Raw genomic sequence first — 22,677 nt, forward strand, 5'->3', positions numbered from 1 at the left:
CGCGGTAACCGCCAACGCCGGGACACCGCCGGGAGGCTGTCGCCTCCAGTCGCGATCTAAAGATGCTCCTACAGAGACGGTGCATATGTAGGAGCGCCCGGTTCGGCGCTCCGACTCCGCGTCGCGACTGGCGCCGCAGGCGCCCCGGCGGAGCCTGAAACGAGTCATATATCTGAGGGAAAATGAAATGCTGAACTGGGACGAGTTCCACGAAGACGATACCCCCGTCGCCGAGCAGCCGGCCAAGGCCGCGCCGGCCGCCAAGCCGCAACCCGCCAAGGCCGCGAGCGATACGGTGGCGGAATCCAGCGGCAGCTACCGGGTGGCCGAGGGCGACCGTCTCGAGCGTGCCCGTCGGTCCCTGGAGGAGCTCGACGTGGCCGCGGGCCTGGAAGAGCTGGAGATGGGCGCGGCGCGCATCGAGGTCGACGACAAGCAGATGATCAACGCCCGCGCCGACCTCAACCAGCTGGTGCCCTTCAAGTACGAGTGGGCCTGGCAGAAGTACCTGGACGGCAGCGCCAACCACTGGATGCCCCAGGAAGTGAACATGAACGCCGACATCGCCCTGTGGAAGAGCCAGGATGGCCTGACCGCCGACGAGCGGCGCATCGTCGAGCGCAGCCTGGGCTACTTCTCCACTGCGGATTCGCTGGTGGCCAACAACCTGGTGCTGGCCCTCTATCGGCTGATCACCAACCCCGAGTGCCGCCAGTACCTGCTGCGCCAGGCCTTCGAGGAGGCGATCCACACCCACGCCTACCAGTACTGCGTGGAGTCGCTGGGCATGGACGAGGGCGAGGTCTTCAACATGTACCGCGAGGTGCCCTCGGTGGCCGCCAAGTCCGCCTGGAGCCTCAAGCACACCCAGTCCCTGGCGCGCCCGGACTTCCAGACCGGCACCCCGGAGACCGACCAGGAGCTGCTGCGCAACCTGGTCGCCTTCTACTGCGTCACCGAGGGCATCTTCTTCTACTGCGGCTTCAGCCAGATCCTCTCCATGGGGCGGCGCAACAAGATGACCGGCGTGGCCGAGCAGTTCCAGTACATCCTGCGCGACGAGTCCATGCACCTGAACTTCGGCGTGGACATGATCAACCAGATCAAGATCGAGAACCCGCACCTCTGGACGGCCGAGTTCCAGGACGAAGTGACCCAGATGATCCTCGAGGGCACCGAGCTGGAGATCGCCTACGCCCGGGACACCATGCCCCGGGGCGTGCTGGGCATGAACGCGGCGATCATGGAGGAGTATCTCCATTTCATCTGCAACCGCCGCCTGGCCCAGATCGGCCTCAAGGAGCAGTTCCCCGGCGCCCAGAACCCCTTCCCCTGGATGAGCGAGATCATCGACCTGCGCAAGGAGAAGAACTTCTTCGAGACTCGGGTCACCGAGTACCAGGTGGGCGGCGCGCTGAGCTGGGACTGAACTCGGCCTGCGGCGACGTTTCGACAGGGCCGGCATCCTCGGGTGCCGGCCCTGGGCGTTTCTGCCGCCCCCGGGTAGGCCACCCCGACACCGCGCAGCCGGTCACCACCAGGGCGGCGGCCGCCGGCAGCCGCCAGTCCGGCGTGGCAACACCGGCCATCACCATGAACAGCGCGGCAAACACCGGCACCCCATAGGCGAGGCTGCCCACCAGGCCGGGGTGGCCCAGACGCAGCGCCCTGTCCCAGCACACCATGGCCACCCCGTAGGGCCCCGCGCCCAGCGCCACACCGGCCAGCAGTGCCTGGCCGGCGGGCAGGCCTCCCACCCCCTCCAGCGCCAGGCTGAGCAGCGCGGCCAGGCCACCGGCCGCCAGGAAGAGCCGCGGCATCAGCGCGGTGAGGGCCACCGGCGCCGCCTGGCAGAGCCAGGAGTAGAGCGCCCAGCAGCACCCCGCCAGCAGCGCCAGCGCATAGCCCGCCAGCTCTCCCGACATCCCGCCCGCCAGCGCCTGGGGAGCGAGCAGCAGCGCACCGCCGGCAAAGGCCACGGCGGCGCCGCTCAGCGCCGAAAAGGTGACCCGCCCCTGAGCAAACCACTGGCTGATGACCACGAACAGCACCGGCCAGGTATAGGTGATCAGCGCCGCCTCGGCGGTGGGCGCCATGCCCAGGCCGGCCAGGTAGGCGCCCACCGCCCCGACCATCAGCAGCGGCACCAGGGCGAAGAGCGCCAGCCGCCAGGCGGAGGAAAGCGGCGCCGGTACGCTGGGGCGGCGCGGCCCCAGGGTTGCCGTGGCCAGCGCCCCCGCCACCAGCGCCAGCGCACTCAGGCGCAGAGGCGGCAGGCCGCCGGCGGCCTCCACCAGCAGCGGCGCCAGGCTCCACAGCAGAATGGCCGGCAATGCCGCGGCCACGCTGCCCAGCAGGGGACGATGGGGGGCATGCGTGAGGGTCGACATGGCTAACTCCTGTCCGGGGATGACGGCAGCAGGGTAACCGGGGCAGAATCATCACAATATCGATCTTTCATGATGCGATTCATCAATCTTGGTGATGTATGCGACAGCGCACCCTGGACCTGAACCTGCTGCGCACCCTGGTGGCGATCGCCGACACCGGCACCGTGACCGCCGCCGCCCAGCGACTGGCCTACACCCAGTCCACGGTGAGCATGCAGCTCCACCGGCTGGAGGCCTCCCTGGGGGTGGCGCTGCATGAGCGCGACGGCCGCCGCCTGCGCTTCACCGCCGAGGGGGAGCGGCTGCTGGGCCATGCCCGCCGGCTGCTGGCGCTCAACGACGCGGCCTGGAGCGACATGCAGCAGCGCCAGGTCGCCGGCAGCCTTAGCCTGGGCATCCCCGAGGACTACGCCTCGCTGCTCTCCTCGGTCTTCTCCTATTTCCACCAGCTCTACCCGGCGGTGCGGCTCCAGGTGGCCTGCAACACCAGCGCCACCCTGGTCCAGCAGGTGCGGGCCGGCGAGCTGGACCTGGCCCTGGTCACGCGCCAGCGCCACTCCCCGGGAGGAACGGTGGTGCGCCGCGAGCCTCTGGTGTGGGCGGTGGGCCTGCATCAGCAGCCGTCGCTCAGCGATCCCCTCCCCCTGGCGCTCTACTCCCCCGGCGCGGATCTCTTCCGCGAGGTGGCGGAAGGCGCCCTGGCGGCCGCAGGCCGCGACTGGCGGCTCGCCTTCACCAGCCAGTCGATGACCGGCCTTGCCCCCATCGTGACGGCCGGCCTGGCGGTCGTGGTGGTGACCCGCAACATGCTCACGCCCGCGCTGCGGGCCCTGGACGAGAGCAGCGGACTGCCGGCGCTACCCGCCATCGAGCTAGCGCTGCACAGGGCCCCGGGGCGCCCGACGGCGCCGGCCCGCTGCCTGGCCGAGCTGATCGCGGAGCAGCTCGCGCCCCAGGGCCCCGCCGGCAACTGAGGCGGCGCCGATTGGACGGCCCCGTGCTGACTCGGTAGCCTTTTCTCAGAACCCCCACCGTCTACCCCAGGCCGCCAGGAGAGGCATCGCCATGCAAGGACTCAGGCAATTCGCGACCTTCTCCACGGTCGGGCTGCTGCTCGGCACGCTGCTATTCGCCGCCTCCCTCACCCCGAGCCTGCTGCCACGCCCGCTCTACGCCCAGGGGGTCGTCTCGGGGCTGTCCTTCACTGCCGGCTATGCGCTGGGGGTGGCCGGCCACTGGGTGTGGGCCTATCTCCATCTGCCGGAGCCGGGGCCACGCCTTGGCCGCATCGTCACCTGGGTGGCCGCCCTGCTCTGCGGGCTGATCGCCGTCGCCTTCCTATGGCAGGCCTCCGCCTGGCAGAACTCGGTGCGCGAGCTGATGGGCATGGACGAGGTGCGCGGCATTCGTCCCCTGACCATCGCCCTGCTCTCCCTGCTGGTCTTCTCCGCCCTGCTGCTGCTGGCGAGGCTCTTCCGGCGCACCTTCCACTTTCTCTCCGCTCGGCTGCAGCGCCATATCCCGCGCCGGGTCTCCAACGTCATCGGCGTGGTGGCGGCGGCGGCGCTGTTCTGGTCGGTGATCGACGGCATCGTCTTCACCCTCGCCTTGCGCGCCGCCGACACCTCCTACCAGCAGGTCGACGAGCTAATGCAGGACGACCTGGCGCCGCCCGCTGACCCGATGACCACCGGCAGCGCCGAGTCGCTGGTGAGCTGGGAGGCGCTGGGCAGCCGCGGGCGGCGCTTCGTCTCCCGCACGCCCTCGGCCGAGACGCTGAGCGACTTTCTCGGCGAACCGGCATCGGCGCCGATTCGCGTCTATGTGGGCCTGAACGCCGCCGAGAGCGCCGAGGCGCGGGCCGAGCTGGCCCTGGAGGAGCTCAAGCGAGTGGGCGGCTTCGAGCGCAACGTGCTGCTGCTGGCCACGCCCACCGGGCGCGGCTGGCTCGACCCCCGCGCCCAGGACACCCTGGAATACCTCCACCGCGGCGATATCGCCACCGTCACCGCCCAGTACTCCTACCTGCCCAGCCACCTGTCGCTGGTGGTGGAGGGCGACTACGGCGTGGAAAGCGCCCGGGCGCTGTTCGAGGCCGTCTCCGGCCACTGGACCACGCTGCCCGAGGAGGAGCGCCCGCGGCTCTACCTGCATGGGCTGAGCCTGGGCTCGCTCAATTCGGATCTCTCCTTCGACCTCTACGACATCATCGACGACCCCTTCCACGGAGCGCTGTGGAGCGGCCCGCCGTTTCGCAGCGCCACCTGGCGCAATGTCACCCGGGACCGCGAACCGGGCTCGCCGGCCTGGCTGCCGCGCTTCCGCGACGGCTCGGTGGTGCGCTTCATGAACCAGTATCAGGGGCTGGAGGCGCCGGAGGGCGAGTGGGGAGCGTTTCGCATCGCCTACCTGCAGTACGCCAGCGACCCGATTACCTTCTTCGAGCCCCGGGCGCTCTATCGGGAGCCGGACTGGATGCGCGAACCCCGCGGTCCGGATGTCTCCGAGGCGCTGCGCTGGTACCCGGTGGTCACGCTGCTGCAGCTGCTGGCCGACCTGGCCATCGGCCGCGCCCCGCCGGGCTACGGCCACGAGATCGCCGCCGAGCACTATATCGACGCCTGGCTGGCGCTGACGGAGCCCGAGGGCTGGAGCGAGGCCGACCTGGACAGGCTGCGCGAGCGCTTCGCCCCCTGACGGACAGGCCCGGCAGGGATGCCAAGCCGGGGGCTGCCCTCGGCTGGCGATTGCTTACCCGGCCGTCGAGGGCTTATGTTGAAGGGACATGGAAGGACAAGGAGGAATGGCCATGAGCGAGCAGCGCAGGAGCGTCATCAAGCGGGTCTATGTGCCCACCTATTTCCGGCAGCTGCCCAGCGGCGAGAGAATCAAGGTACCCGGGCATTATCGGGGGCCTGGCAAGAGGGAATGAGAGACCGGCTGATCCTCACCCTATCTATAGCTACCGCCAACTATCTGGAAAAATATTGAACCCACCCCCACCCGCAGCAGGGAAAAGCTCTTCAATTTCCTCCTCGCTTACACCAAGCTCCAACATAGAGCTCCATATCACACCAAGATTAAAGAAAACAGAACCATTTGCCCCTCCACCATTTATTGTCAAATCAACCTCAGAAACAGGCTGAGTGAAATCAGGGATAGGATTATTGTCGGCATCAAAATCTTTTGCATAATTACCAACTATCAAGGTGCCATCAACATTCTCATTACCGCTAAGCGTTACATCCACAGCGTTATCGTCAATGTTTACATATCCACCCCATACAACCAGCAAGCCGCAAAATTTTTTATTGTTAGCCGCGCTAAATGTCTCCAGCACTGCTACCTGATAGACACCTTCTTCGCTGCAATCAGCATTACGGTCTATCCACTCAATATCCGAGCTCTCTTTTACAACATCACCTGGAGCACCATCAACTGAATTATACAACATCTCAAACATACTTCTTGCTTCTGTGTTCTCTTCACCTCCATAGGTTACTCCGCCATAAAGATGCAAGCCCTCATAGCATTGCTGCCTATTCTCGGAAGACTCACAATCATGCGCCTCCCCCTCATAGAAAAGTGCTTGGCCATCATCGCCACCATTGATACCCGCGTTTGCGGAGTTAGGGTACCAAGAAGGCGGAGAGTTAATATCCTGTATGCCACCAAAAACACTGAGAGCGCGATTAAAATTAAATTTTGAAGAATACGAAACAATCACTGGCTCACTCTGGGAGAGCACCTTTGCACCATCGGATATAGCCCCCATGGCTACAACATATCTCCGCCCTCCACTGCCCTCTACAAACCGATATGCCCAGCTTGGCTCCCGAGGATCACTTGAGACAATTTCCCCTCCATGTGCATCATTAAGCTCACCACCCTGAAGTCCAAAAGCAGAAAAATCATCCCAAGAATTTAACCATGCAAAGCTAGCATAATCACCGGGCTTAAAATCTATCACCTCAATGAAAACCGGATCAGGATAGGCATCACTCACAGTAGGGGAGGCAATTCTTGTAACCCCTTGCGAAGCAGCCATCTCTGCTGCCATTTGCGCTTCAGATGCTGCCTTATAGTTCCCCGCCAAGCGCTCATCAATCAGCGACGACTGCATGCCGGAAAGCCCCAGCATCAGTGACATTGCTAGCATCGACAGTACCACCACCAGTGCCGCACCGCGTTGCTGTTTCATGCCAACCTCCTTCGCCTATCAAGGCGCTGTTACAGCCCGGCTTCGATTCACAGCCGTGAAGTCGAAGGAATCGGGATCTCCGTCCTGACTGGAGAGAAGAGTAAAATTAATTGTCCAGACTCCACTCGCCGCTTCAGAGTCATCGGCGCTGAACCCACCGCTCACAAATGAGGTTACGAGTGGCTCGTAGGAGTTAGAGGCTGGAGCAGTATTGCAGCCCTGCCCCATGTTCAGCGCCCAGCCTTCCGTGGTGCTTACAGCAGAACTACTCAGCCGATAGACGCGAATGATATTATTGCCCGGGTCGCAAGCCGCCATATCACCATTGTTTGGAAACTGAATAGTCAGTTCACCACCATTAAAAGCGATGTTGTCTGCCCTACGAATATCACGGATCAGCGTTTCCGTGGCAAAGGTCAGCGCCGCCTGCTTATTGCTCAGCAGCTCGGTCTGCCGGAACGTTTGAAACCCAGTCAAGAAAAGCTGTCCCGCCCCCAGGATGATGATCAGCCCTACCAGCATGGCCACCATCAACTCCACCAAGGAAAATCCCCCTTGGTAGCGTTGCGGAGTAGCATTGTGTCGCGCCCATGCCTTCATGAAAAGCCTTCAAGGAGTTGATAATATGGGAAGACGAAACCGATACTCGAAAGCCTGGAAGGCCTCATCAACTGACAGCCTGTCTTCGCCCCACTCGAGTTTCACGTCGTACTCACAGTCATTCGACACTCCACCACCAGTCAGGGCATCACCATTGGTAATTTCAAGAACACCTGCCCAGTCGTCTATCCAGCCATTGATCGCTGATGCGTCTGGACACACTCCGCTCTGGCTCAGCGCCGCCCATGCCCTTTCCTGGGCATCAACCGCAATCAGGCTCGCCACCGCGCGCTGGTAGCCCATATGCGCACTCTGCAGCGCCTTGAGCTGCATGGCCGCCACACCTAGCAGGCCGATGGAAAGCACCAGGACGGCAATCAATGCCTCTATCAGCGTAAATCCAGATGCCTGTCGATACGGATTCATCGCCCTCCTCAACTCGTCGGTTTGCCAATGCGGCCGGTGGCACTCACCTGAATCTCACGATCTCCCCCGCTGCTATGTACAATCGTCAGGCTGCAGCCGCTGGGACAGCTAGCTCTTCTTCCCAATGCGTTGAAGACCACCTCGATCTCATCCACTGTCACCTGTGCGCCTCTCCCTTCCCTTCTCGCAAGCTCCCCCCCTGAGTAGGACACGACGTACTGCCAGGGTGACTCATCGACGACTTCGAAGGTGACGGGCTCTCTGCGTTTGATCGCTTCACTCCTGGCATAGTTGAGCCCACTGAGAATCTCGTTGTAGTCACTGGCCAACCGGTTACTGGCCATCATGCCCTGAAACCCGGGTACGGCAACGGTGGCCATGATCGCCAGCACCGCAATGGTGACCAACAGCTCGATCAAGGTGAAGCCACGGGGTCTCATCATCATCACCAGCAGCCGTCTGGGCCACGCTCACCAAGGTGTGTAAGCGTCAAATTACCCGGGCAGCGATCCTCCTGAGAGGTGGTGGCCGTCAGCGTATAGCCAGAGCCAGCATCGCTGACCGAAATGGTGTAGATCCCATCCGGTGAGGTCTCGGTGATCGAGCAGCCGCTGTAGCTGTTGTTGACCGTGTAGCAGCGCTCGAGCTGCCCGGCGGCCTGCATCAGCCCTGCATGCGCATCCGCTCGCCGACTGTTTTCCACATACCGCTGATAGCTCGGTATCGCGATCGACGCCAGAATGCCGATGATCGCCACGGCGATCAAAAGCTCGATCAGCGTAAAGCCGGCGGCCCGGCGCCGGGCGCTTCCTGCGGTGGCCACTGGCCGACGTCGGGTGGCGGTGTTCGTCACTCGGCGCTTCTCCCCTGCCTTGGTTACATTTAGTTTCAGTATGTATGATCCCAGCCAGCCTCGCCAGGCGGGAGATCAAAAAAGCCGGGCTTTCGCCCGGCTTCCCTGCCCAGTCCCGATACTGACAGAGCTGGTCACACTAGCGCCAGCATTCTCATCCCGAAGACGGCTCGCTACTCACTGGCGATCACCCGCTCGCGCAGCTCCCGGGGCATGGAGAAGGTGATGGTCTCCTCGCGGCCGTCGAGCTCTTCCGGGGCGGTGGCGCCCAGGCCCTGCAGCCGCTCGATCACCCCCTTGACCAGCACCTCCGGGGCGCTGGCGCCAGCGGTAATGCCCACCACCTTGACCCCGTCGAGCCAGCGGGGGTCGATCTGGTCGGCGTCGTCGATCAGATAGGCCGGGGTCCCCACCCGCTCCGCCAGCTCGCGCAGGCGGTTGGAGTTGGAGCTGTTGGGGCTGCCCACTACCAGCAGCAGGTCGCTGCCCGCAGCCAGCTCGCGCACCGCGTCCTGGCGGTTCTGGGTGGCGTAGCAGATGTCGTCCTTGCGCGGCCCGTCAATGGCGGGGAACTTGGCGCGCAGGGCGTCGATCACCTTGGCGGTGTCGTCCATGGAGAGGGTGGTCTGGGTAACGAAGGAGAGATGCTCAGGGTCCTTGACCTCCAGCTTCGCCACGTCGGCCTCGTCTTCCACCAGGTAGATCCGCCCGCCGTGGGCGGTGTCATAGCGGCCCATGGTGCCTTCCACCTCGGGGTGGCCGGCGTGACCGATCAGGATGCACTCCTGGCCGCGCTTGGCGTAGCGCAGCACTTCCATGTGCACCTTGGTGACCAGCGGGCAGGTGGCGTCGAAGACCTTGAGGCCGCGGCGCTCGGCGTCCTCCTGCACGGCGCGGGAGACGCCGTGGGCGGAGAAGATCACTATGACGTCGTCGGGCACCTCGTCGAGCTCCTCGACGAACACCGCCCCGCGTTCGCGCAGGGTGTCGACCACGAAGCGGTTGTGGACCACCTCGTGACGCACGTAGATCGGCGGGCCGAAGACGTCCAGCGCGCGGTTGACGATCTCGATGGCGCGGTCCACACCGGCGCAGAAGCCGCGGGGGTTGGCCAGCTTGATCTGCAAAGAACTAGCTTGCATGGTGTTGCGTCCTTGATGCCTCGGCATCGGTGTCTGTGTTCCGGTGCTGGTGGAGCCTTCGCTGCGACCTTCCCCCGGCGCCCCTCAGCCGCTGGGAGGTTTCTCAATCGCTCTCAGTGCGTCTGGGCGGGCTTCACCTCGATCACTTCCACCTCGAAGGTCAGGGTACGCCCTGCCAGCGGGTGATTGAAGTCCACCTCCACCTGCTTGTCGTCGACCCGGGTGATGACGCCGGGCAGCTCGCCGCCGGCGGGGTCGGCGAAGGACATCACCGTGCCCACTTCGGGCTCGATCTCCTCGAAGTCGCTGCGGTCGAGGAGCTGCATGTTCTGCGGGTTGTGCTGGCCGAAGGCGTGCTCCGGGGTGATCTCGTAGCGGCCGGACTCGCCGTCGGTCATGCCCTTCAGCGGCTGCTCGAAGCCCGGCGGCAGGTTGCCGTCGCCCACCTGGAAGGTGGCGGGCTGCTTGTCGCGGGTGGAGTCTACCACGGTGCCGTCTTCCAGCTTGAGGGTGAAGTGCAGGGTGACTTCCATGCCCTCGTCAATTCGATAGTCGCTCATGAAATCTCGGACTCGCTAAAGATGGTATGGGTTCATAGCTCCGCCAGGCGCCTGTCGACGCCCTTCGTCGAAGCGTCGAGCCGCCGGCGGAGCCGGCCTCCTACAAAGCCAAGGCGGCCTGGCGCTCAGCCGCGCCGGGACGCCTTGCGGCGGCCGTCGAAGATGGATTCCCAGATCAGGGCGATGGCCCCCAGGGTGATGCCGATGTCCGCCACGTTGAAGGCCGGGTAGTACCAGCCGGCCACGTGGAAAGAGAGGAAATCCACCACGTAGCCGTGCACCAGGCGGTCGTAGAGATTGCCCAGGGCGCCGCCGATGATCAGCGCCAGGGCGGCCCCCAGCAGCTTCTCGTGGGCCTTGAGCCGGCTCATCCAGACCGTCAGGCCGATGCTGGCGCCCACCGCGATCACGGCGAAGAACCAGCGCTGCCAGCCGCCGTGGTCGGCCAGGAAGCTGAAGGCGGCGCCGTGGTTGTGCAGCAGCGTCAGGTTGAAGAACGGCAGCACCGCCACCGGCTGGCCGTAGGTCAGCAGGGCCGAGGCCAGGGCCTTGGTGGCGAGGTCGAGCGCCACCACCGCCGCGGCCAGCCACAGCCAGCGCAGCGGCCGCTTCATCGGGAGCTCCTCGGTGCGCGGCTGCTCAGGCATAGCGACGCACTTCGCCGGGGCCTTCCGGCAGGTTGCTCACGCAGCGCCCGCACAGCTCGGGGTGCTCGGCGTGGCGGCCCACGTCCTCGCGGTGGTGCCAGCAGCGCTCGCACTTGGTGTGGCCGCTGGCGGCTACGGCCACCTTCAGGCCGGCAAGCTCGGTGGCCTCAGCACCTTCACCATCGGCCAGCGGTGCCAGGCGCACTTCGCTGGTGAGCATCACGAAGCGCAGCTCGTCGCCCAGCTTGGCCAGCGTCGCCTGCAGGGCATCGTCCACGTAGAGGGTGACCTCGGCGGCCAGGCTGCCCTTGATGGTCTTGGCGTTGCGCGCCTCTTCCAGGCACTTGTTGACCGCCTGCTTGACCTCGAGCACCTGCTCCCAGAAGTCGCGGCCCATCTCGGCGTTTTCCGGCAGGGTGGCCAGGCCGTCGTAGTACTCCTCCAGCAGCACGCTGTCGCCGCGCTCGCCGGGGATGTTCTCGAAGATCTCCTCGGCGGTGAAGCTGAGGATCGGCGCCACCCAGCGGGCGAGCGCCTCCACCACCTGGTAGAGGGCGGTCTGGGCGCTGCGCCGGGCCAGGGAGTCGGCCTGGGTGGTGTACTGGCGGTCCTTGATCACGTCCAGGTAGAAGCCGCCCAGCTCCCGGGCGCAGAAGCCGTGCACCTGCTGGTAGACGTCCAGGAAGCGGTACTCGTCGTAGGCGGTCTCGATGCGCGCCTGCAGCTGGGCGGCGCGGTCCACCACCCACTGGTCCAGCGCCAGCATCTCGCCGAAGGCCACGGCGTCGCGGTTGGGCTCGAAGCCGTTGAGGTTGGCCAGCAGGAAACGCGCGGTGTTGCGGATGCGCCGGTAGACGTCGGCGGTGCGCTTGAGGATCTCGTCGGAGACCGCCATCTCGCCGCCGTAGTCGGTGGAGGCGACCCACAGGCGCAGGATGTCGGCGCCGAGCTTGTCCATCACCTCCTGGGGGGCCACCACGTTGCCCATGGACTTGGACATCTTGCGGCCGTGGGCGTCCACGGTGAAGCCGTGGGTCAGCAGGCCGCGGTACGGCGGATGGCCGTCGATGGCGCAGCCGGTGAGCAGCGAGGAGTGGAACCAGCCGCGATGCTGGTCGGAGCCCTCCAGGTAGAGGTCGGCGCGGGGGCCCGACGCGTGGCCGTGGGGGTGCGAGCCGCGCAGCACGTGGCGGTGGGTGGTGCCGGAGTCGAACCAGACGTCCAGGGTGTCGGTGACCTTCTCGTAGTCGGCGGCCTCCTCGCCCAGCAGCTCGGCCGGGTCGAGGCGGAACCAGGCGTCGATGCCTGCCTTCTCCACGCGGCTTGCCGCCGCCTCCATCAGCTCGACGGTGCGGGGATGCAGCTCGCCGGTGGTCTTGTGCAGGAAGAAGGGGATCGGCACGCCCCAGCTGCGCTGGCGGGAGATGCACCAGTCGGGGCGGTTGGCGATCATGGCGTGCAGCCGCGCCTGGCCCCAGCCCGGGGTGAAGCGGGTCGCCTCGATGCCGGCGAGCGCCCGCTCGCGCAGGGTCTTGCCGTCCTTGCCCGGGATGTCCATGCCCACGAACCACTGGGCGGTGGCGCGGTAGATCACCGGGGTCTTGTGGCGCCAGCAGTGCATGTAGCTATGGGTGATCGGCTTGTGGGCCATCAGCGCGCCGACCTCGCGCAGCTTGTCGACGATATGGGGGTTGGCCTTCCAGATCAGCTGGCCGCCGAAGAAGGGCAGGTCGTCGGCGTAGACGCCGTCGCCCTGCACCGGGCTTCTGATCTCGCTGAAGTCCATGCCGTAGGCGCGACAGGTGACGAAGTCGTCGACGCCGTAGGCCGGCGAGGAGTGGACGATGCCGGTGCTGCCCACCTCGGCCTCGACGTAGTCGGCGAGATAGACCGGCGAGCGGCGGTCATAGAAGGGGTGGCGGAAGGCGAGCCGGTCGAGGCGCTCGCCGGTGGCGGTGGCGATAATCTCGCCCTCCAGGCCGAAGCGCTCCAGGCAGCTCTCCACCAGCTCCTCGGCCAGCATCAGCAGCCGCTCGCCGGTGTCCACCAGGGCGTAGGTGAACTCGGGGTGAACGTTGAGCGCCTGGTTGGCCGGGATAGTCCAGGGAGTGGTGGTCCAGATCACCACGGCCGCCGGCTTGGTGAGCTCGGTCAGGCCAAAGGCGGCGGCGAGCCCGGCCTCGTCGGCACAGGGGAAAGCGACGTCGATGGCGTCGGACTTCTTGTCGGCGTACTCCACCTCGGCCTCGGCCAGGGCGGAGCCGCAGTCGAAGCACCAGTTGACCGGCTTGAGGCCCTTGAAGACGTAGCCCGCCTCGACCATGTCGGCCAGGGCGCGGATTTCGCCGGCCTCGTTGGCGTAGTCCATGGAGCGGTAGGGGTTGCCCCAGTCGCCGATCACGCCCAGCCGCACGAAGTCCTGGAGCTGGCCCTGGATCTGTTCACCGGCGTATTCGCGGCACAGTTCCCGGGCACGCTCGGGGGCCAGGTGCTTGCCGTGGGTGGTCTCCACCTTGTGCTCGATGGGCAGGCCGTGGCAGTCCCAGCCGGGCACGTAGGGGGCGTCGAAGCCGGCCAGGTTCTTGGACTTGACGATGATGTCCTTGAGGATCTTGTTGACGGCGTGACCGATATGGATGCTGCCGTTGGCGTAGGGAGGGCCGTCGTGCAGCACGAAGGTCGGCCGCCCCTGGCGCGCTTCGCGCAGGCGCTGGTAGAGCTTCAACTCCTGCCACTGCGCCACCCGGCCGGGCTCGCGCTTGGGCAGCATGCCGCGCATGGGGAAGTCGGTTTCGGGCAGGTTCAGTGTGTGCTTGTAGTCGCTCATATCCTGGGGGTCAGCCGTCGTCGTGGTCGGCGGGAGTACCCGCCGAGGAATCGGAAGTCACGGCCTCGCGCGCCAGCGGCGCCGATGCCAGTGGAAGAGTCTCGTCCGCGCCGGGCCGGCGCTCGGTCAGGTAGCGGCGGGCCCGGACCTGGTCGGCGGCGATCTGCTGCTTGAGGGCCGCGAAGTCGTCGAACTTCACCTCGCCGCGCAGCTTGGCGCAGGGGAAGACGGTCAGCCGCTCGCCGTAGAGGTCGCCGTCGAAGTCGAACAGGTGCACCTCCAGCACCGGCCGGGCGCTGCCCACCGTGGGCCGCCAGCCGATGTTGGCCACTCCGGGCCGGCGCCGGCCGTCGGGCAGCTCGGTGACCACCGCATAGACCCCGCGCAGCGCCAGGGGCAACGGCGGCAGCGGCAGGTTGGCGGTGGGCACGCCGATGGTGCGGCCGAGCTTCTGGTCGGCCACCACCCGGCCGCCGAGACGGTAGGGGCGCCCCAGCATGCGCGCCGCCTGAGCGAAATTGCCGCTGGCCAGCAGGGTGCGCACTCGGGTGCTGGAGACTCGTTCGTCGTCCAGGGCGAAGGTGCGGGTGTGCTCGACGCTGAAGCCGCGCACCTCGCCGACCTCGGTGAGCAGGTGGAAGTCGCCGCTGCGGTCGCAGCCGAAGCGGAAGTCGTCGCCCACCACCAGGTGGCGCACGCCCAGCCCTTCGACCAGCACCCGGTCGATGAATTCCTGGGCGGTGAGGCTGCGCAGGGCGTCGTTGAACGGCAGGCAGAGCACGTAGTCGACGCCGCACTCGCCGAGCAGGCGCACCTTCTCGCGCAGCCGGGTCAGGCGCGGCGGGGCCTGGTCGCCGGCGAAGAACTCCCGGGGCTGGGGCTCGAAGACCACCACGGTGACCGGCAGCTGCAGCGCCGTGGCCTGCTCTCGACACTGGTCGAGGATCGCCTGGTGGCCACGGTGCACGCCATCGAAGTTGCCGATGGTGGCCACGCAGCCGCGGTGGGCGTCGCGCAGGTTGTGCAGTCCTCGGATCACTTGCATGGCGTTGCTCGAGCCCCGCTGCCTTGGGTGAGTGGCGAAAGGATGGTCATAAAGTGGGCGATTATACCGGACAGCCGGCCCCTTGACAGCCGGGCCGGCTTGGTCCCTGGCAATCCAGCGCGATTCGTTGCAGGGCACCCTGTGGGAGCTGGGCTATGCCCGGCGAATGGAGACCGAAGGGCTCCTGGCGGCATGCGCCAACGCTAGCAACACCGCCGGGGCGCCTGCGGCGCCATTCGCCCGGCAGAGCCGGCCTCCCACAAAGTCCAGTCAGCCCTCATTCGCCCGGCAGAGCCGGCCTCCCACAAAGTCCAGTCAGCCCTCATTCGCCCGGCAGAGCCTGGCTCCCACAAAGTCCGGTCAGCCCTCATTCGCCCGGCGGAGCCTGGCTCCCACAAAGTCCGGTCAGCCCTCATTCGCCCGGCGGAGCCTGGCTCTCGCAAAGTCAGGTCAGCTCTTCATCCTGAAGTGGCGGATGCGCACGCCGGTGGCGGCGAGCCAGGCGAAATAGACCCCGGCGCCGGCCGCCACCAGCAGCGCCAGCCACTGCACGCGGGTCCAGACGCTCCAGTCGAGCCAGGCCTGCCAGTCGGGGGCGAGCCAGACCAGCCCCAGGCCCATTACCGTGCAGCCGCCCAGCAGCTGCACCGCGTAGCGCCCCCAGCCGGGCTGGAACACCAGCACCCCCTCGCGGCGCAGGATCCACCCCAGCAGGCCGGCATTCAGAAACGCCGAGAGCGCCGTGGCGAGCGCCAGGCCGGCGTGTGCCAGCGGCCAGATCAGGATCAGGTTGAGGACCATGTTGGCGACCATGGCGATGATGCCGATCTTCACCGGGGTCTTGGTGTTCTGACGGGCGAAGAAGCCCGGCGCCAGCACCTTGATCAGCATGAAGGCGACCAGGCCGAAGGCATAGGCCCGCAAACTCATCGCCGCCATGACGATGTCGCGCTCGGTCATGGCGCCGTAGTGGAACAGCGAGATCAGCAGCGGCTCGGCCAGTATCGCCAGGGCCAGGGCCGCCGGCAGGCCGAGCAGCAGCACGGCGCGGATCGCCCAGTCGAGCATCGCGCTGAAGTGCTCCCCGGACTGCTCGGCGTGGCGCTTGGAGAGCGCCGGCAGGATCACGGTGCCGATGGCGATGCCGAAGACCCCCAGGGGCAGCTCCACCAGGCGGTCGGAGTAGTAGAGCCAGGAGACGCTGCCCGGGGCCAGCAGCGAGGCCAGCACGGTGTCCAGCAGCAGGTTGATCTGGGACACCGAGACGCCGAAGAGCGCCGGCGCCATCAGCACCATGATCTGCTTCACCCCGGGATGGACGAAGCTGGGCCAGGGCCTGGGCATCAGCCCCAGGCGCACCAGAAAGGGCACCTGGAAGGCGAGCTGGGCGACGCCGGCGATCAGCACGCCCCAGGCCAGGGCCATGGCCGGCTCGCTCATCAGCGGGGTGAGTAGCAGCGCGGCACCGATCAGCGAGAGGTTGAGCAGCACCGGGGTAAAGGCCGGAATGGCGAAGCGGTTCCAGGTGTTGAGCACGCTGCCGGCGAAGGCCGTCAGCGAGATCAGCAGCAGGTAGGGGAAGGTGAGCCGCAGCATGTCGGCGGTGAGCGCCAGCTTGGCCGGGTCGCGGCCGAAGCCGGGGGCGAAGACCCACACCAGCCAGGGCGCGGCCAGCATGAACAGCGCGGTGAGCAGCGCCAGCACCACGGTGAGGCTGCCGGAGACGGCGTCGAGGAGTTCGCGCACCTCGCGCTTGCTGCCGCGGGTGGCGTACTCCGAGAGCACCGGCACGAAGGCCTGGTTGAAGGCGCCCTCGGCAAACAGCCGGCGCAGGAAGTTGGGAACCTTGAAGGCGACGAAGAAGGCGTCGGCGCCGTTGCCGGCCCCGAACAGGGTGGCCACCACCACGTCGCGCACCAGCCCCATGACCCGCGAGAGCATGGTCATGACGCTGACCACAAGGCCCGAGCGCATCAGGCCGCCGGCCTTGGGGGCCACCACCTTGTCGTGCTCGGCCACCGGCGAGGGTGGCGTCTGCTCGCGATCCGTCACGTCTGGGTCCTCAGCCTGTCTGACAGCCACAAAAAAACCGGCCGCAGCCGGTCTTTCTGCTGGAGGCCCGCCCATCGGGGCGAGTCACTCCGCGGGCATCCGGTCTGCTTAGGCAGCCAGCGCCTTGATACGCTTGTTCAGGCGGCTCTTCAGGCGCGCGGCCTTCTTCTTGGAGAGCACGTCCTTGTCGGCGATGCGGTCGATGACCGGCTGCGCCTTCTGGAACGCGGTCATCGCCTCGGCGTGGTCGCCGCCGTTGATGGCCTTGATGACGCGCTTGATGTAGGTACGGACCATGCTGCGCTGGCTGGCCTTCAGGACACGACGGCCTTCGGCCTGACGGGCGCGCTTGCGAGCTTGCTTGCTGTTTGCCACTGAACTGTCTCCTTGGAGATTCTTCGCCGCCCGTGTGGTGACGGCATCGATAACGTATTGATCCGGCAGAAAAGCCTGAGCCTTTCCGCCGGCTTGGCCATCTGGCCGACCGCTGAGTAGGCAGCGATCGTTCACGGGCCGTGTCTGAGAGGATGGCGCATCCTATCACAGCCCTGGCCATGCTTGCTATAGCCCCTGTTTTACAGCTCATCGCCGACTGGCGTGAACTGGCTCTGTGGGAGGGACGGTTCGACGCCTCGACTTCAGCTCGCGAAGTAGCGCGCAGCGCTACCCATGGGGCGCCTGCGGCGCTTTCGCCCGGCAGAGCCGGCCTCCCACCATAAAACCAGCCAAACATGTTCACGCTAACGTGCGATGAACCCGCTTTACAGCACCACCAAGTTGTCGCGATGGATCAGCTCCGGGGCTTCCATGTAGCCCAGGATCGCCTCGATCCGGTGGCTCGGCTGCCCCAACAGGCGACGCGCCTCGTCGGCGTCGTAGTTGACCAGCCCCTTGGCGATCCGCTCGCCGTGCGGGTCGACGCACAGCACCATGTCGCCGCGGCGGAACTGGCCGCTGAGCGAGCGCACCCCCACCGCCAGCAGGCTGGAGCCGCTGTCGCGCAGCACCTTCACCGCCCCGGCGTCGAGGGTCAGGGTGCCGCGCACCTGCAGCTGACCGGCCAGCCAGCGCTTGCGCGCCGCCATGGGCGCCTCTTCCGGGCAGAGCAGGGTGCCGAGCCGCTCACCGCCGGTCAGCCGCTCGAGCACCGCCGGCTGGCGGCCGCTGGCGATCACCGTATAGGCGCCGGAGCGTGCCGCCAGGCGCGCCGCCTGCACCTTGGTGACCATGCCGCCTCGCCCCAGGCTGCCACCGCCGCCGGCCACCGCCGCCAGCGCCGGGTCGTCGGCCCGCCCCTCGTGGATCTGGCGAGCCTCGGGGTTATGGCGGGGGTCGGCGTCGAACAGGCCCTCCTGGTCGGTGAGGATCACCAGGGCGTCGGCCTCCAGCAGGTTGGCCACCAGCGCCCCCAGGGTGTCGTTGTCACCGAAGCGGATCTCGTCGGTGACCACGGTGTCGTTCTCGTTGATCACCGGCACCACGCGCAGATCGACGAGGGTGCGCAGCGCCGAGCGGGCATTGAGATAGCGCTTGCGGTTGGAGAGGTCGTCATGGGTCAGCAGCACCTGGGCGGTGAGCAGGCCGTGACGGGCGAAGTGCCCCTCGTAGCACTCGGTGAGGCCGTTCTGCCCCACCGCGGCGGCGGCCTGCAGCTTGTGCACCGCCGAGGGCCGCGCCTGCCAGCCCAGCCGCACCATGCCAGCGGCCACCGCGCCGGAGGAGACCAGCACCACCTCGATACCGCGCCGATGCAGCGCGGCGATCTGATCGACCCAGCCTCCGATGGCGGGCTCGTCGAGACCCCGGCCATCGTTGGTCAGCAGCGCGCTGCCGATCTTCACCACCACCCGGCGGGCGCCCACCAGCGCCTCGCGGCCCGTCACCTGCTCGTTGCTATCCATCGGCTCTCAACCCTCAGGGCGCGTATTCGACCTCGACGTCGTAGTCGTCGTCATCGAAATCGTCGTCATCCTCATCGGTCTTCTTGCGCTTGCGGCCCAGCCGCGCCTCGGTGCGCGCCACGGCCTCCGCCTCCATGCGCTCGCGCATCTCGCGCTCCTGCTCGGCGACCGCTTCGTCCTCGTTCTCCAGCCGCCGCTGCTCGGTGAGCCAGCGATGGGCGGCCTGCACCAGGGCGTCGGTGCCCTCGCCGCCAATGGCGGAGATGCGATACACCGGCCCTTCCCAGCCCACCCCCTCGACGATGGCGGCCACCCGCGCTTCGCGCTCATCCTCGGGGAGCAGGTCGAGCTTGTTGAGCACCAGCCAGCGCGGACGCTCGGCCAGCGCCGGCGAGAACTGCTCCAGCTCCCGGGCAATGGCCCGGGCCGCCTCCACCGGGTCCGACTCGTCGAAGGGCGCCACATCGACCACATGGAACAGCAGCCGGGTGCGGGTCAGGTGCTTGAGAAAGCGCAGCCCCAGGCCGGCGCCGTCGGAGGCACCTTCGATCAGCCCCGGCACGTCGGCCATCACGAAGTGCTCGTGCATGCCGAGCTTCACCACGCCCAGGTTGGGCACCAGGGTGGTGAAGGGGTAGTTGGCCACCTTGGGCTTAGCTGCCGATACGGCGCGGATCAGCGTCGACTTGCCGGCATTGGGCATGCCCAGCAGGCCCACGTCGGCCATCACCTTCATCTCCAGACGCAGGTTGCGACGCTCGCCCTCGGTTCCCGGGGTGGTCCTGCGCGGCGCACGGTTGGTGGAGGACTTGAAGTGAATATTGCCGAGCCCGCGGCGCCCGCCCTGGGCGATCGGCACCACCTGGCCGGCCTCGGTGACATCGGCGATTACCTCGAGGGTGTCCTCGTCGATCACCGTGGTGCCCACCGGCACCTTGACGTGCAGGTCGTCGCCGGCCCGACCGCTCATCTGCCGACCCTGGCCGGGCTGGCCGTTCTGGGCCTTGTAGAAGCGCTGGTACTTGAAGTCGATCAGGGTATTGAGGGCGTCATCCCCGATCAGGTAGACGCTGCCGCCGTGACCGCCGTCGCCGCCGTCGGGGCCACCCTTGGGCACGTACTTCTCGCGGCGGAAGCTCAGGCAGCCGTTACCGCCCTTGCCGGCCTCCACGATGATCGAGGCTTCGTCGACGAACTGCATCTGTCACTCTCCTGACGGCAGCCTGCCGTCACAGCCGCTATGGCAGCCATGGTATAAGTACAAGAAAGCCCCGCCTGAGCGGGGCCTTCCATTGCCGGTTCGGGCGCGCTCAGGCAGAGACGACGCTGACGAACTTGCGATTCTTCGGACCCTTGGTCTCGAACTTGATCACGCCCTCGTCCAGTGCGAACAGGGTGTGGTCCTTGCCGATACCGACACCGGTGCCGGCGTGGAACTTGGTGCCACGCTGACGCACGATGATGTTGCCCGGGGTGACGACCTGGCCGCCGAACAGCTTGACGCCAAGGCGTTTGGATTCGGAATCGCGACCGTTGCGGGTAGAGCCCGCCGCCTTCTTATGAGCCATTGCAAAGTCCTCGCTCGTTCAGGGGGTATCTCGAAACACCTGCCGCATGCACGGCGATGCTTACGCGGAGATCCCGGTGATCTTGACTTCAGTGAACCACTGACGGTGGCCCTGACGCTTCATGCTGTGCTTGCGGCGACGGAACTTGATGATGCGGATCTTCTCGCCACGGCCGTGGGAGACGATCTCGGCAGACACCTTGGCACCGTCGACCAGCGGCGCGCCGACCTTGATGTCGTCGCCGTCGGCAACCAGCAGCACCTCGTCGAACGCGACGCTCTCGCCGGTCGGCAGCTCCAGCTTCTCGAGCTTGAGGGTCTGCCCTTCCTCAACGCGGTACTGCTTGCCACCGCTCTTGATAACTGCGTACATGCTTGTCTCTCCGAAACTCATCGGGGGTTGGCTCTTCATCGGCCTGCTTCGAGTGGCGCCCCTTTCGGCAGCCATCTGGCAGGGAGCATGATGAGTGGGCCGCGTATTATAACGACAGTCAACCCCGCCCACAAGTCGCGGCTTGTCCGGCGTCAGCGCCCAATCGCAACGCCCGCCTGCCGGGAGCCGCTGCCGCTTGACGCCCCCATGGGGGCCCCATAGCATGACCGGCAACCCAAGGCCAGCGGCCACGCCTGCCCGTGCCCGGCCCCACCCGCTCGATGACCCGACTCCATGCCAGCCAAAGCCACTCCGACACCGTCCGCCAGCACCGCCCCCGCCTCGCCGCTGCACGCGGCGGTCGCCGATGACTTTGCCGCCGTCAATCGCACCATCATGGCGCAGCTGGCCTCGCGCGTGCCGCTGGTCGAGACCATCGGCCAGTACATCATCGCCAGCGGCGGCAAGCGGCTGCGCCCGCTGCTGGTGCTGCTGGCCGCCCGCTCGCTGGACTACCGGGGCGAGCAGCATATCTCCCTGGCCACCCTGATCGAGTTCATGCACACCTCGACGCTGCTGCACGATGACGTGGTGGACGAATCCCACCTGCGCCGCGGCAAGGCCACCGCCAACGACGCCTGGGGCAACGCGCCCTCGGTGCTGGTCGGCGACTTCCTCTACTCGCGCTCCTTCCAGATGATGGTGGAAGTGGGCTCGCTCAAGATCATGGACGTGCTGTCGCGCGCCACCTGCGTGATCGCCGAGGGCGAAGTGCAGCAGCTCACCAACGTGGGCAATCCGGACACCGACGAGGCCGCCTACTTCGAGACCATTCAGGGCAAGACCGCGATGCTCTTCGAAGCGGCCTCCCACAGCGGCGCCATCCTCGCCGACGCCACCCCGGAGCAGGAAGCCGCGCTGCAGCACTATGGCCGCTACCTGGGCCTGGCCTTCCAGCTGATCGACGACCTGCTCGACTACGAGGGCGACGCCGAGGCGATGGGCAAGAACGTGGGTGACGATCTGGCGGAAGGCAAACCGACCCTGCCGCTGATCCAGGCCATGGCCGTAGGCTCGCCTGAGCAGGCCAGCACGGTGCGCGAGGCCATTCGCCAAGGCGGCCTCGACCGGCTCGACGACGTGCTGGCCATCGTCCACGACACCGGCGCCCTGGCCTACACCCGGGCCCGCGCCGAAGAGATGGCCGCCAAGGCGCTGGCCCAGCTCGACGCCCTGCCCGCGAGTCGCTACCGGGACAGCATGGCCGATCTGGCCCGCCTGGCGGTAGAGCGGCGGACCTAAGGCCCCCGCTCAGTGCCCGGGACTTGCAAGCCCAACGCTTTTGGGTATAATGCCCATCCGTCGGCTCCCGGAGCCGACCCAGAGCCCCATTGAAACGGCTCGAAAGGCAAGACACGGAGTATAGCTCAGCTTGGTAGAGCGCTGCCTTCGGGAGGCAGAGGTCGTAGGTTCGAATCCTGCTACTCCGACCAAAGAACACAGCAAAAACCGCCACTTACGGATCATGCCGGGTGGCGGTTTTTCGTTGTGCCTCATTCCCTGGTGGTAGCCGGGGGTCAGAAAGCCGCACCTGGCGCTGGAAGCGAAGGGCTACTCTTCGGGGGGATATTGGCGGCGGGTGTGAACCACGTTGACGATCTCGACCCTGGTAGCGGTGACCCGGTAAACGATCAGGTAGTTGGGGTGAGCGACGAGTTCTCGTGTCCCGGGAATCCGCCCGGGAGGGCATAGGTAGGGATGATCAGCCAGCAGCAACGGGGCCAACTCCAGTCGAGAGTGGAGCCGGTGAGCGGCTGCAGGGTTCTCCTCGGCGATGAACGCCACGATCTCCAGCAGGTCGTCACTGGCATCGTCCAGCCAGACCATCGGAAGCATCACGCCTGCTCACGACGACGGCGCTCGATTTCTTCGATTACCTTTTTTGCACGCGCCATCACTTCGTCATGCGGTACGCCGGGGCCAGGATCGGCCAGGCTGGCCTCGACCTTGGCGCGCAGCCATTGATCATAGGCGTCTGCCTGCTCTTGGGTCTCGAACTCGGAGACGATGGGGTCGAGCCGCGTGGTCATGGT

The 22,677-nt window shown here is 66.5% G+C and carries 24 protein-coding genes and 1 tRNA gene; 6 read left to right on the forward strand and 19 right to left on the reverse strand.

What is annotated here, in order from left to right; translation table 11 throughout:
* Nucleotides 1-187 precede the first annotated feature (187 nt).
* Nucleotides 188-1,429, forward strand: a complete 1,242-nt coding sequence (locus ACZIYR_RS16665; protein WP_473034876.1) for a ribonucleotide-diphosphate reductase subunit beta — start codon at nucleotides 188-190, stop codon at nucleotides 1,427-1,429.
* Here ACZIYR_RS16665 and ACZIYR_RS16670 read toward each other — a convergent pair.
* Nucleotides 1,389-2,390: an EamA family transporter gene (locus ACZIYR_RS16670; protein ID WP_483527475.1), complete on the reverse strand. Its 1,002-nt coding sequence runs from the start codon at nucleotides 2,388-2,390 to the stop codon at nucleotides 1,389-1,391. The genes ACZIYR_RS16665 and ACZIYR_RS16670 overlap by 41 nt on opposite strands.
* Nucleotides 2,391-2,488: 98 nt before the next feature.
* Here ACZIYR_RS16670 and ACZIYR_RS16675 point away from each other — a divergent pair, with 98 nt between their 5' ends.
* The 3 genes from ACZIYR_RS16675 to ACZIYR_RS16685 all read left to right on the forward strand — a co-directional run bounded on the left by ACZIYR_RS16675 (nucleotide 2,489) and on the right by ACZIYR_RS16685 (nucleotide 5,322).
* Nucleotides 2,489-3,364, forward strand: a complete 876-nt coding sequence (locus ACZIYR_RS16675) for a LysR substrate-binding domain-containing protein (RefSeq protein ID WP_483527476.1) — start codon at nucleotides 2,489-2,491, stop codon at nucleotides 3,362-3,364.
* 91 nt (nucleotides 3,365-3,455) lie between these two features.
* Nucleotides 3,456-5,087 carry an alpha/beta hydrolase gene (locus tag ACZIYR_RS16680; protein ID WP_483527477.1) on the forward strand — a complete coding sequence of 544 codons (1,632 nt, stop codon included), beginning with the start codon at nucleotides 3,456-3,458 and terminating at the stop codon, nucleotides 5,085-5,087.
* A gap of 112 nt (nucleotides 5,088-5,199) precedes the next feature.
* Nucleotides 5,200-5,322, forward strand: coding sequence for a hypothetical protein (locus tag ACZIYR_RS16685; RefSeq protein ID WP_483527478.1), 123 nt, complete (start codon nucleotides 5,200-5,202; stop codon nucleotides 5,320-5,322).
* A gap of 30 nt (nucleotides 5,323-5,352) precedes the next feature.
* Here the strand turns inward: ACZIYR_RS16685 and ACZIYR_RS16690 are convergent, their stop codons facing one another.
* The 16 genes from ACZIYR_RS16690 to rplU form a co-directional block, all read right to left on the reverse strand.
* On the reverse strand, nucleotides 5,353-6,591 hold the full coding sequence (locus ACZIYR_RS16690) for a pilus assembly PilX family protein (RefSeq protein WP_483527479.1): 1,239 nt from the start codon (nucleotides 6,589-6,591) through the stop codon (nucleotides 5,353-5,355).
* 18 nt (nucleotides 6,592-6,609) lie between these two features.
* Nucleotides 6,610-7,191 (reverse strand): PilW family protein, encoded by a 582-nt coding sequence (locus ACZIYR_RS16695; RefSeq protein WP_483527480.1) that lies wholly within the window; start codon nucleotides 7,189-7,191, stop codon nucleotides 6,610-6,612.
* Between the two features lie 9 nt (nucleotides 7,192-7,200).
* Entirely contained in the window at nucleotides 7,201-7,617 is a 417-nt protein-coding gene (pilV, locus tag ACZIYR_RS16700) for a type IV pilus modification protein PilV (protein ID WP_483527481.1), read from the reverse strand.
* Nucleotides 7,618-7,625: 8 nt separating this feature from the next.
* Nucleotides 7,626-8,063, reverse strand: coding sequence for a GspH/FimT family pseudopilin (locus tag ACZIYR_RS16705; RefSeq protein WP_483527482.1), 438 nt, complete (start codon nucleotides 8,061-8,063; stop codon nucleotides 7,626-7,628).
* Complete coding sequence (locus ACZIYR_RS16710; RefSeq protein ID WP_483527483.1) at nucleotides 8,063-8,470, reverse strand: type IV pilin protein; 408 nt, start codon at nucleotides 8,468-8,470, stop codon at nucleotides 8,063-8,065. The genes ACZIYR_RS16705 and ACZIYR_RS16710 overlap by 1 nt, the downstream gene beginning before the upstream one ends.
* Nucleotides 8,471-8,643: 173 nt before the next feature.
* Complete coding sequence (gene ispH / locus ACZIYR_RS16715; RefSeq protein ID WP_483527484.1) at nucleotides 8,644-9,639, reverse strand: 4-hydroxy-3-methylbut-2-enyl diphosphate reductase; 996 nt, start codon at nucleotides 9,637-9,639, stop codon at nucleotides 8,644-8,646.
* Between the two features lie 86 nt (nucleotides 9,640-9,725).
* On the reverse strand, nucleotides 9,726-10,172 hold the full coding sequence (gene fkpB, locus ACZIYR_RS16720; protein WP_473034887.1) for an FKBP-type peptidyl-prolyl cis-trans isomerase: 447 nt from the start codon (nucleotides 10,170-10,172) through the stop codon (nucleotides 9,726-9,728).
* Between the two features lie 125 nt (nucleotides 10,173-10,297).
* On the reverse strand, nucleotides 10,298-10,786 hold the full coding sequence (lspA, locus tag ACZIYR_RS16725) for a signal peptidase II (protein ID WP_473034888.1): 489 nt from the start codon (nucleotides 10,784-10,786) through the stop codon (nucleotides 10,298-10,300).
* Nucleotides 10,787-10,811: 25 nt separating this feature from the next.
* Nucleotides 10,812-13,646, reverse strand: a complete 2,835-nt coding sequence (gene ileS, locus ACZIYR_RS16730) for an isoleucine--tRNA ligase (protein WP_483527485.1) — start codon at nucleotides 13,644-13,646, stop codon at nucleotides 10,812-10,814.
* A gap of 10 nt (nucleotides 13,647-13,656) precedes the next feature.
* Complete coding sequence (ribF, locus tag ACZIYR_RS16735; protein ID WP_483527486.1) at nucleotides 13,657-14,691, reverse strand: bifunctional riboflavin kinase/FAD synthetase; 1,035 nt, start codon at nucleotides 14,689-14,691, stop codon at nucleotides 13,657-13,659.
* A gap of 450 nt (nucleotides 14,692-15,141) precedes the next feature.
* The gene (gene murJ / locus ACZIYR_RS16740) at nucleotides 15,142-16,665 is read right to left on the reverse strand and encodes a murein biosynthesis integral membrane protein MurJ (RefSeq protein WP_483529099.1); all 1,524 of its coding nucleotides are present in this window, start codon (nucleotides 16,663-16,665) and stop codon (nucleotides 15,142-15,144) included.
* 186 nt (nucleotides 16,666-16,851) lie between these two features.
* Nucleotides 16,852-17,118, reverse strand: coding sequence for a 30S ribosomal protein S20 (gene rpsT / locus ACZIYR_RS16745; RefSeq protein ID WP_102626712.1), 267 nt, complete (start codon nucleotides 17,116-17,118; stop codon nucleotides 16,852-16,854).
* Between the two features lie 386 nt (nucleotides 17,119-17,504).
* Nucleotides 17,505-18,644: a glutamate 5-kinase gene (gene proB / locus ACZIYR_RS16750; RefSeq protein WP_483527487.1), complete on the reverse strand. Its 1,140-nt coding sequence runs from the start codon at nucleotides 18,642-18,644 to the stop codon at nucleotides 17,505-17,507.
* 13 nt (nucleotides 18,645-18,657) lie between these two features.
* Nucleotides 18,658-19,845 (reverse strand): Obg family GTPase CgtA, encoded by a 1,188-nt coding sequence (gene cgtA, locus ACZIYR_RS16755; protein WP_483527488.1) that lies wholly within the window; start codon nucleotides 19,843-19,845, stop codon nucleotides 18,658-18,660.
* Nucleotides 19,846-19,954: 109 nt separating this feature from the next.
* Nucleotides 19,955-20,212: a 50S ribosomal protein L27 gene (rpmA, locus tag ACZIYR_RS16760; RefSeq protein ID WP_473034893.1), complete on the reverse strand. Its 258-nt coding sequence runs from the start codon at nucleotides 20,210-20,212 to the stop codon at nucleotides 19,955-19,957.
* A 60-nt stretch (nucleotides 20,213-20,272) separates the two neighbouring features.
* Complete coding sequence (rplU, locus tag ACZIYR_RS16765) at nucleotides 20,273-20,584, reverse strand: 50S ribosomal protein L21 (protein ID WP_473034894.1); 312 nt, start codon at nucleotides 20,582-20,584, stop codon at nucleotides 20,273-20,275.
* Between the two features lie 294 nt (nucleotides 20,585-20,878).
* On the opposite strand from rplU, the gene ispB reads away from it, so the two are divergent.
* A complete protein-coding gene (ispB, locus tag ACZIYR_RS16770; RefSeq protein ID WP_483527489.1) occupies nucleotides 20,879-21,886 on the forward strand; it encodes an octaprenyl diphosphate synthase in 1,008 nt (335 codons plus the stop codon).
* A 114-nt stretch (nucleotides 21,887-22,000) separates the two neighbouring features.
* Nucleotides 22,001-22,077, forward strand: a tRNA-Pro gene (locus ACZIYR_RS16775).
* Between the two features lie 118 nt (nucleotides 22,078-22,195).
* Here ACZIYR_RS16775 and ACZIYR_RS16780 read toward each other — a convergent pair.
* Nucleotides 22,196-22,480 carry a type II toxin-antitoxin system RelE/ParE family toxin gene (locus ACZIYR_RS16780; RefSeq protein ID WP_483527490.1) on the reverse strand — a complete coding sequence of 95 codons (285 nt, stop codon included), beginning with the start codon at nucleotides 22,478-22,480 and terminating at the stop codon, nucleotides 22,196-22,198.
* Entirely contained in the window at nucleotides 22,480-22,674 is a 195-nt protein-coding gene (gene relB / locus ACZIYR_RS16785) for a type II toxin-antitoxin system RelB family antitoxin (protein WP_473034898.1), read from the reverse strand. The genes ACZIYR_RS16780 and relB overlap by 1 nt, the downstream gene beginning before the upstream one ends.
* Nucleotides 22,675-22,677 lie beyond the last annotated feature (3 nt).

It is taken from the genome of Billgrantia sp. NRB1 (assembly GCF_056921725.1).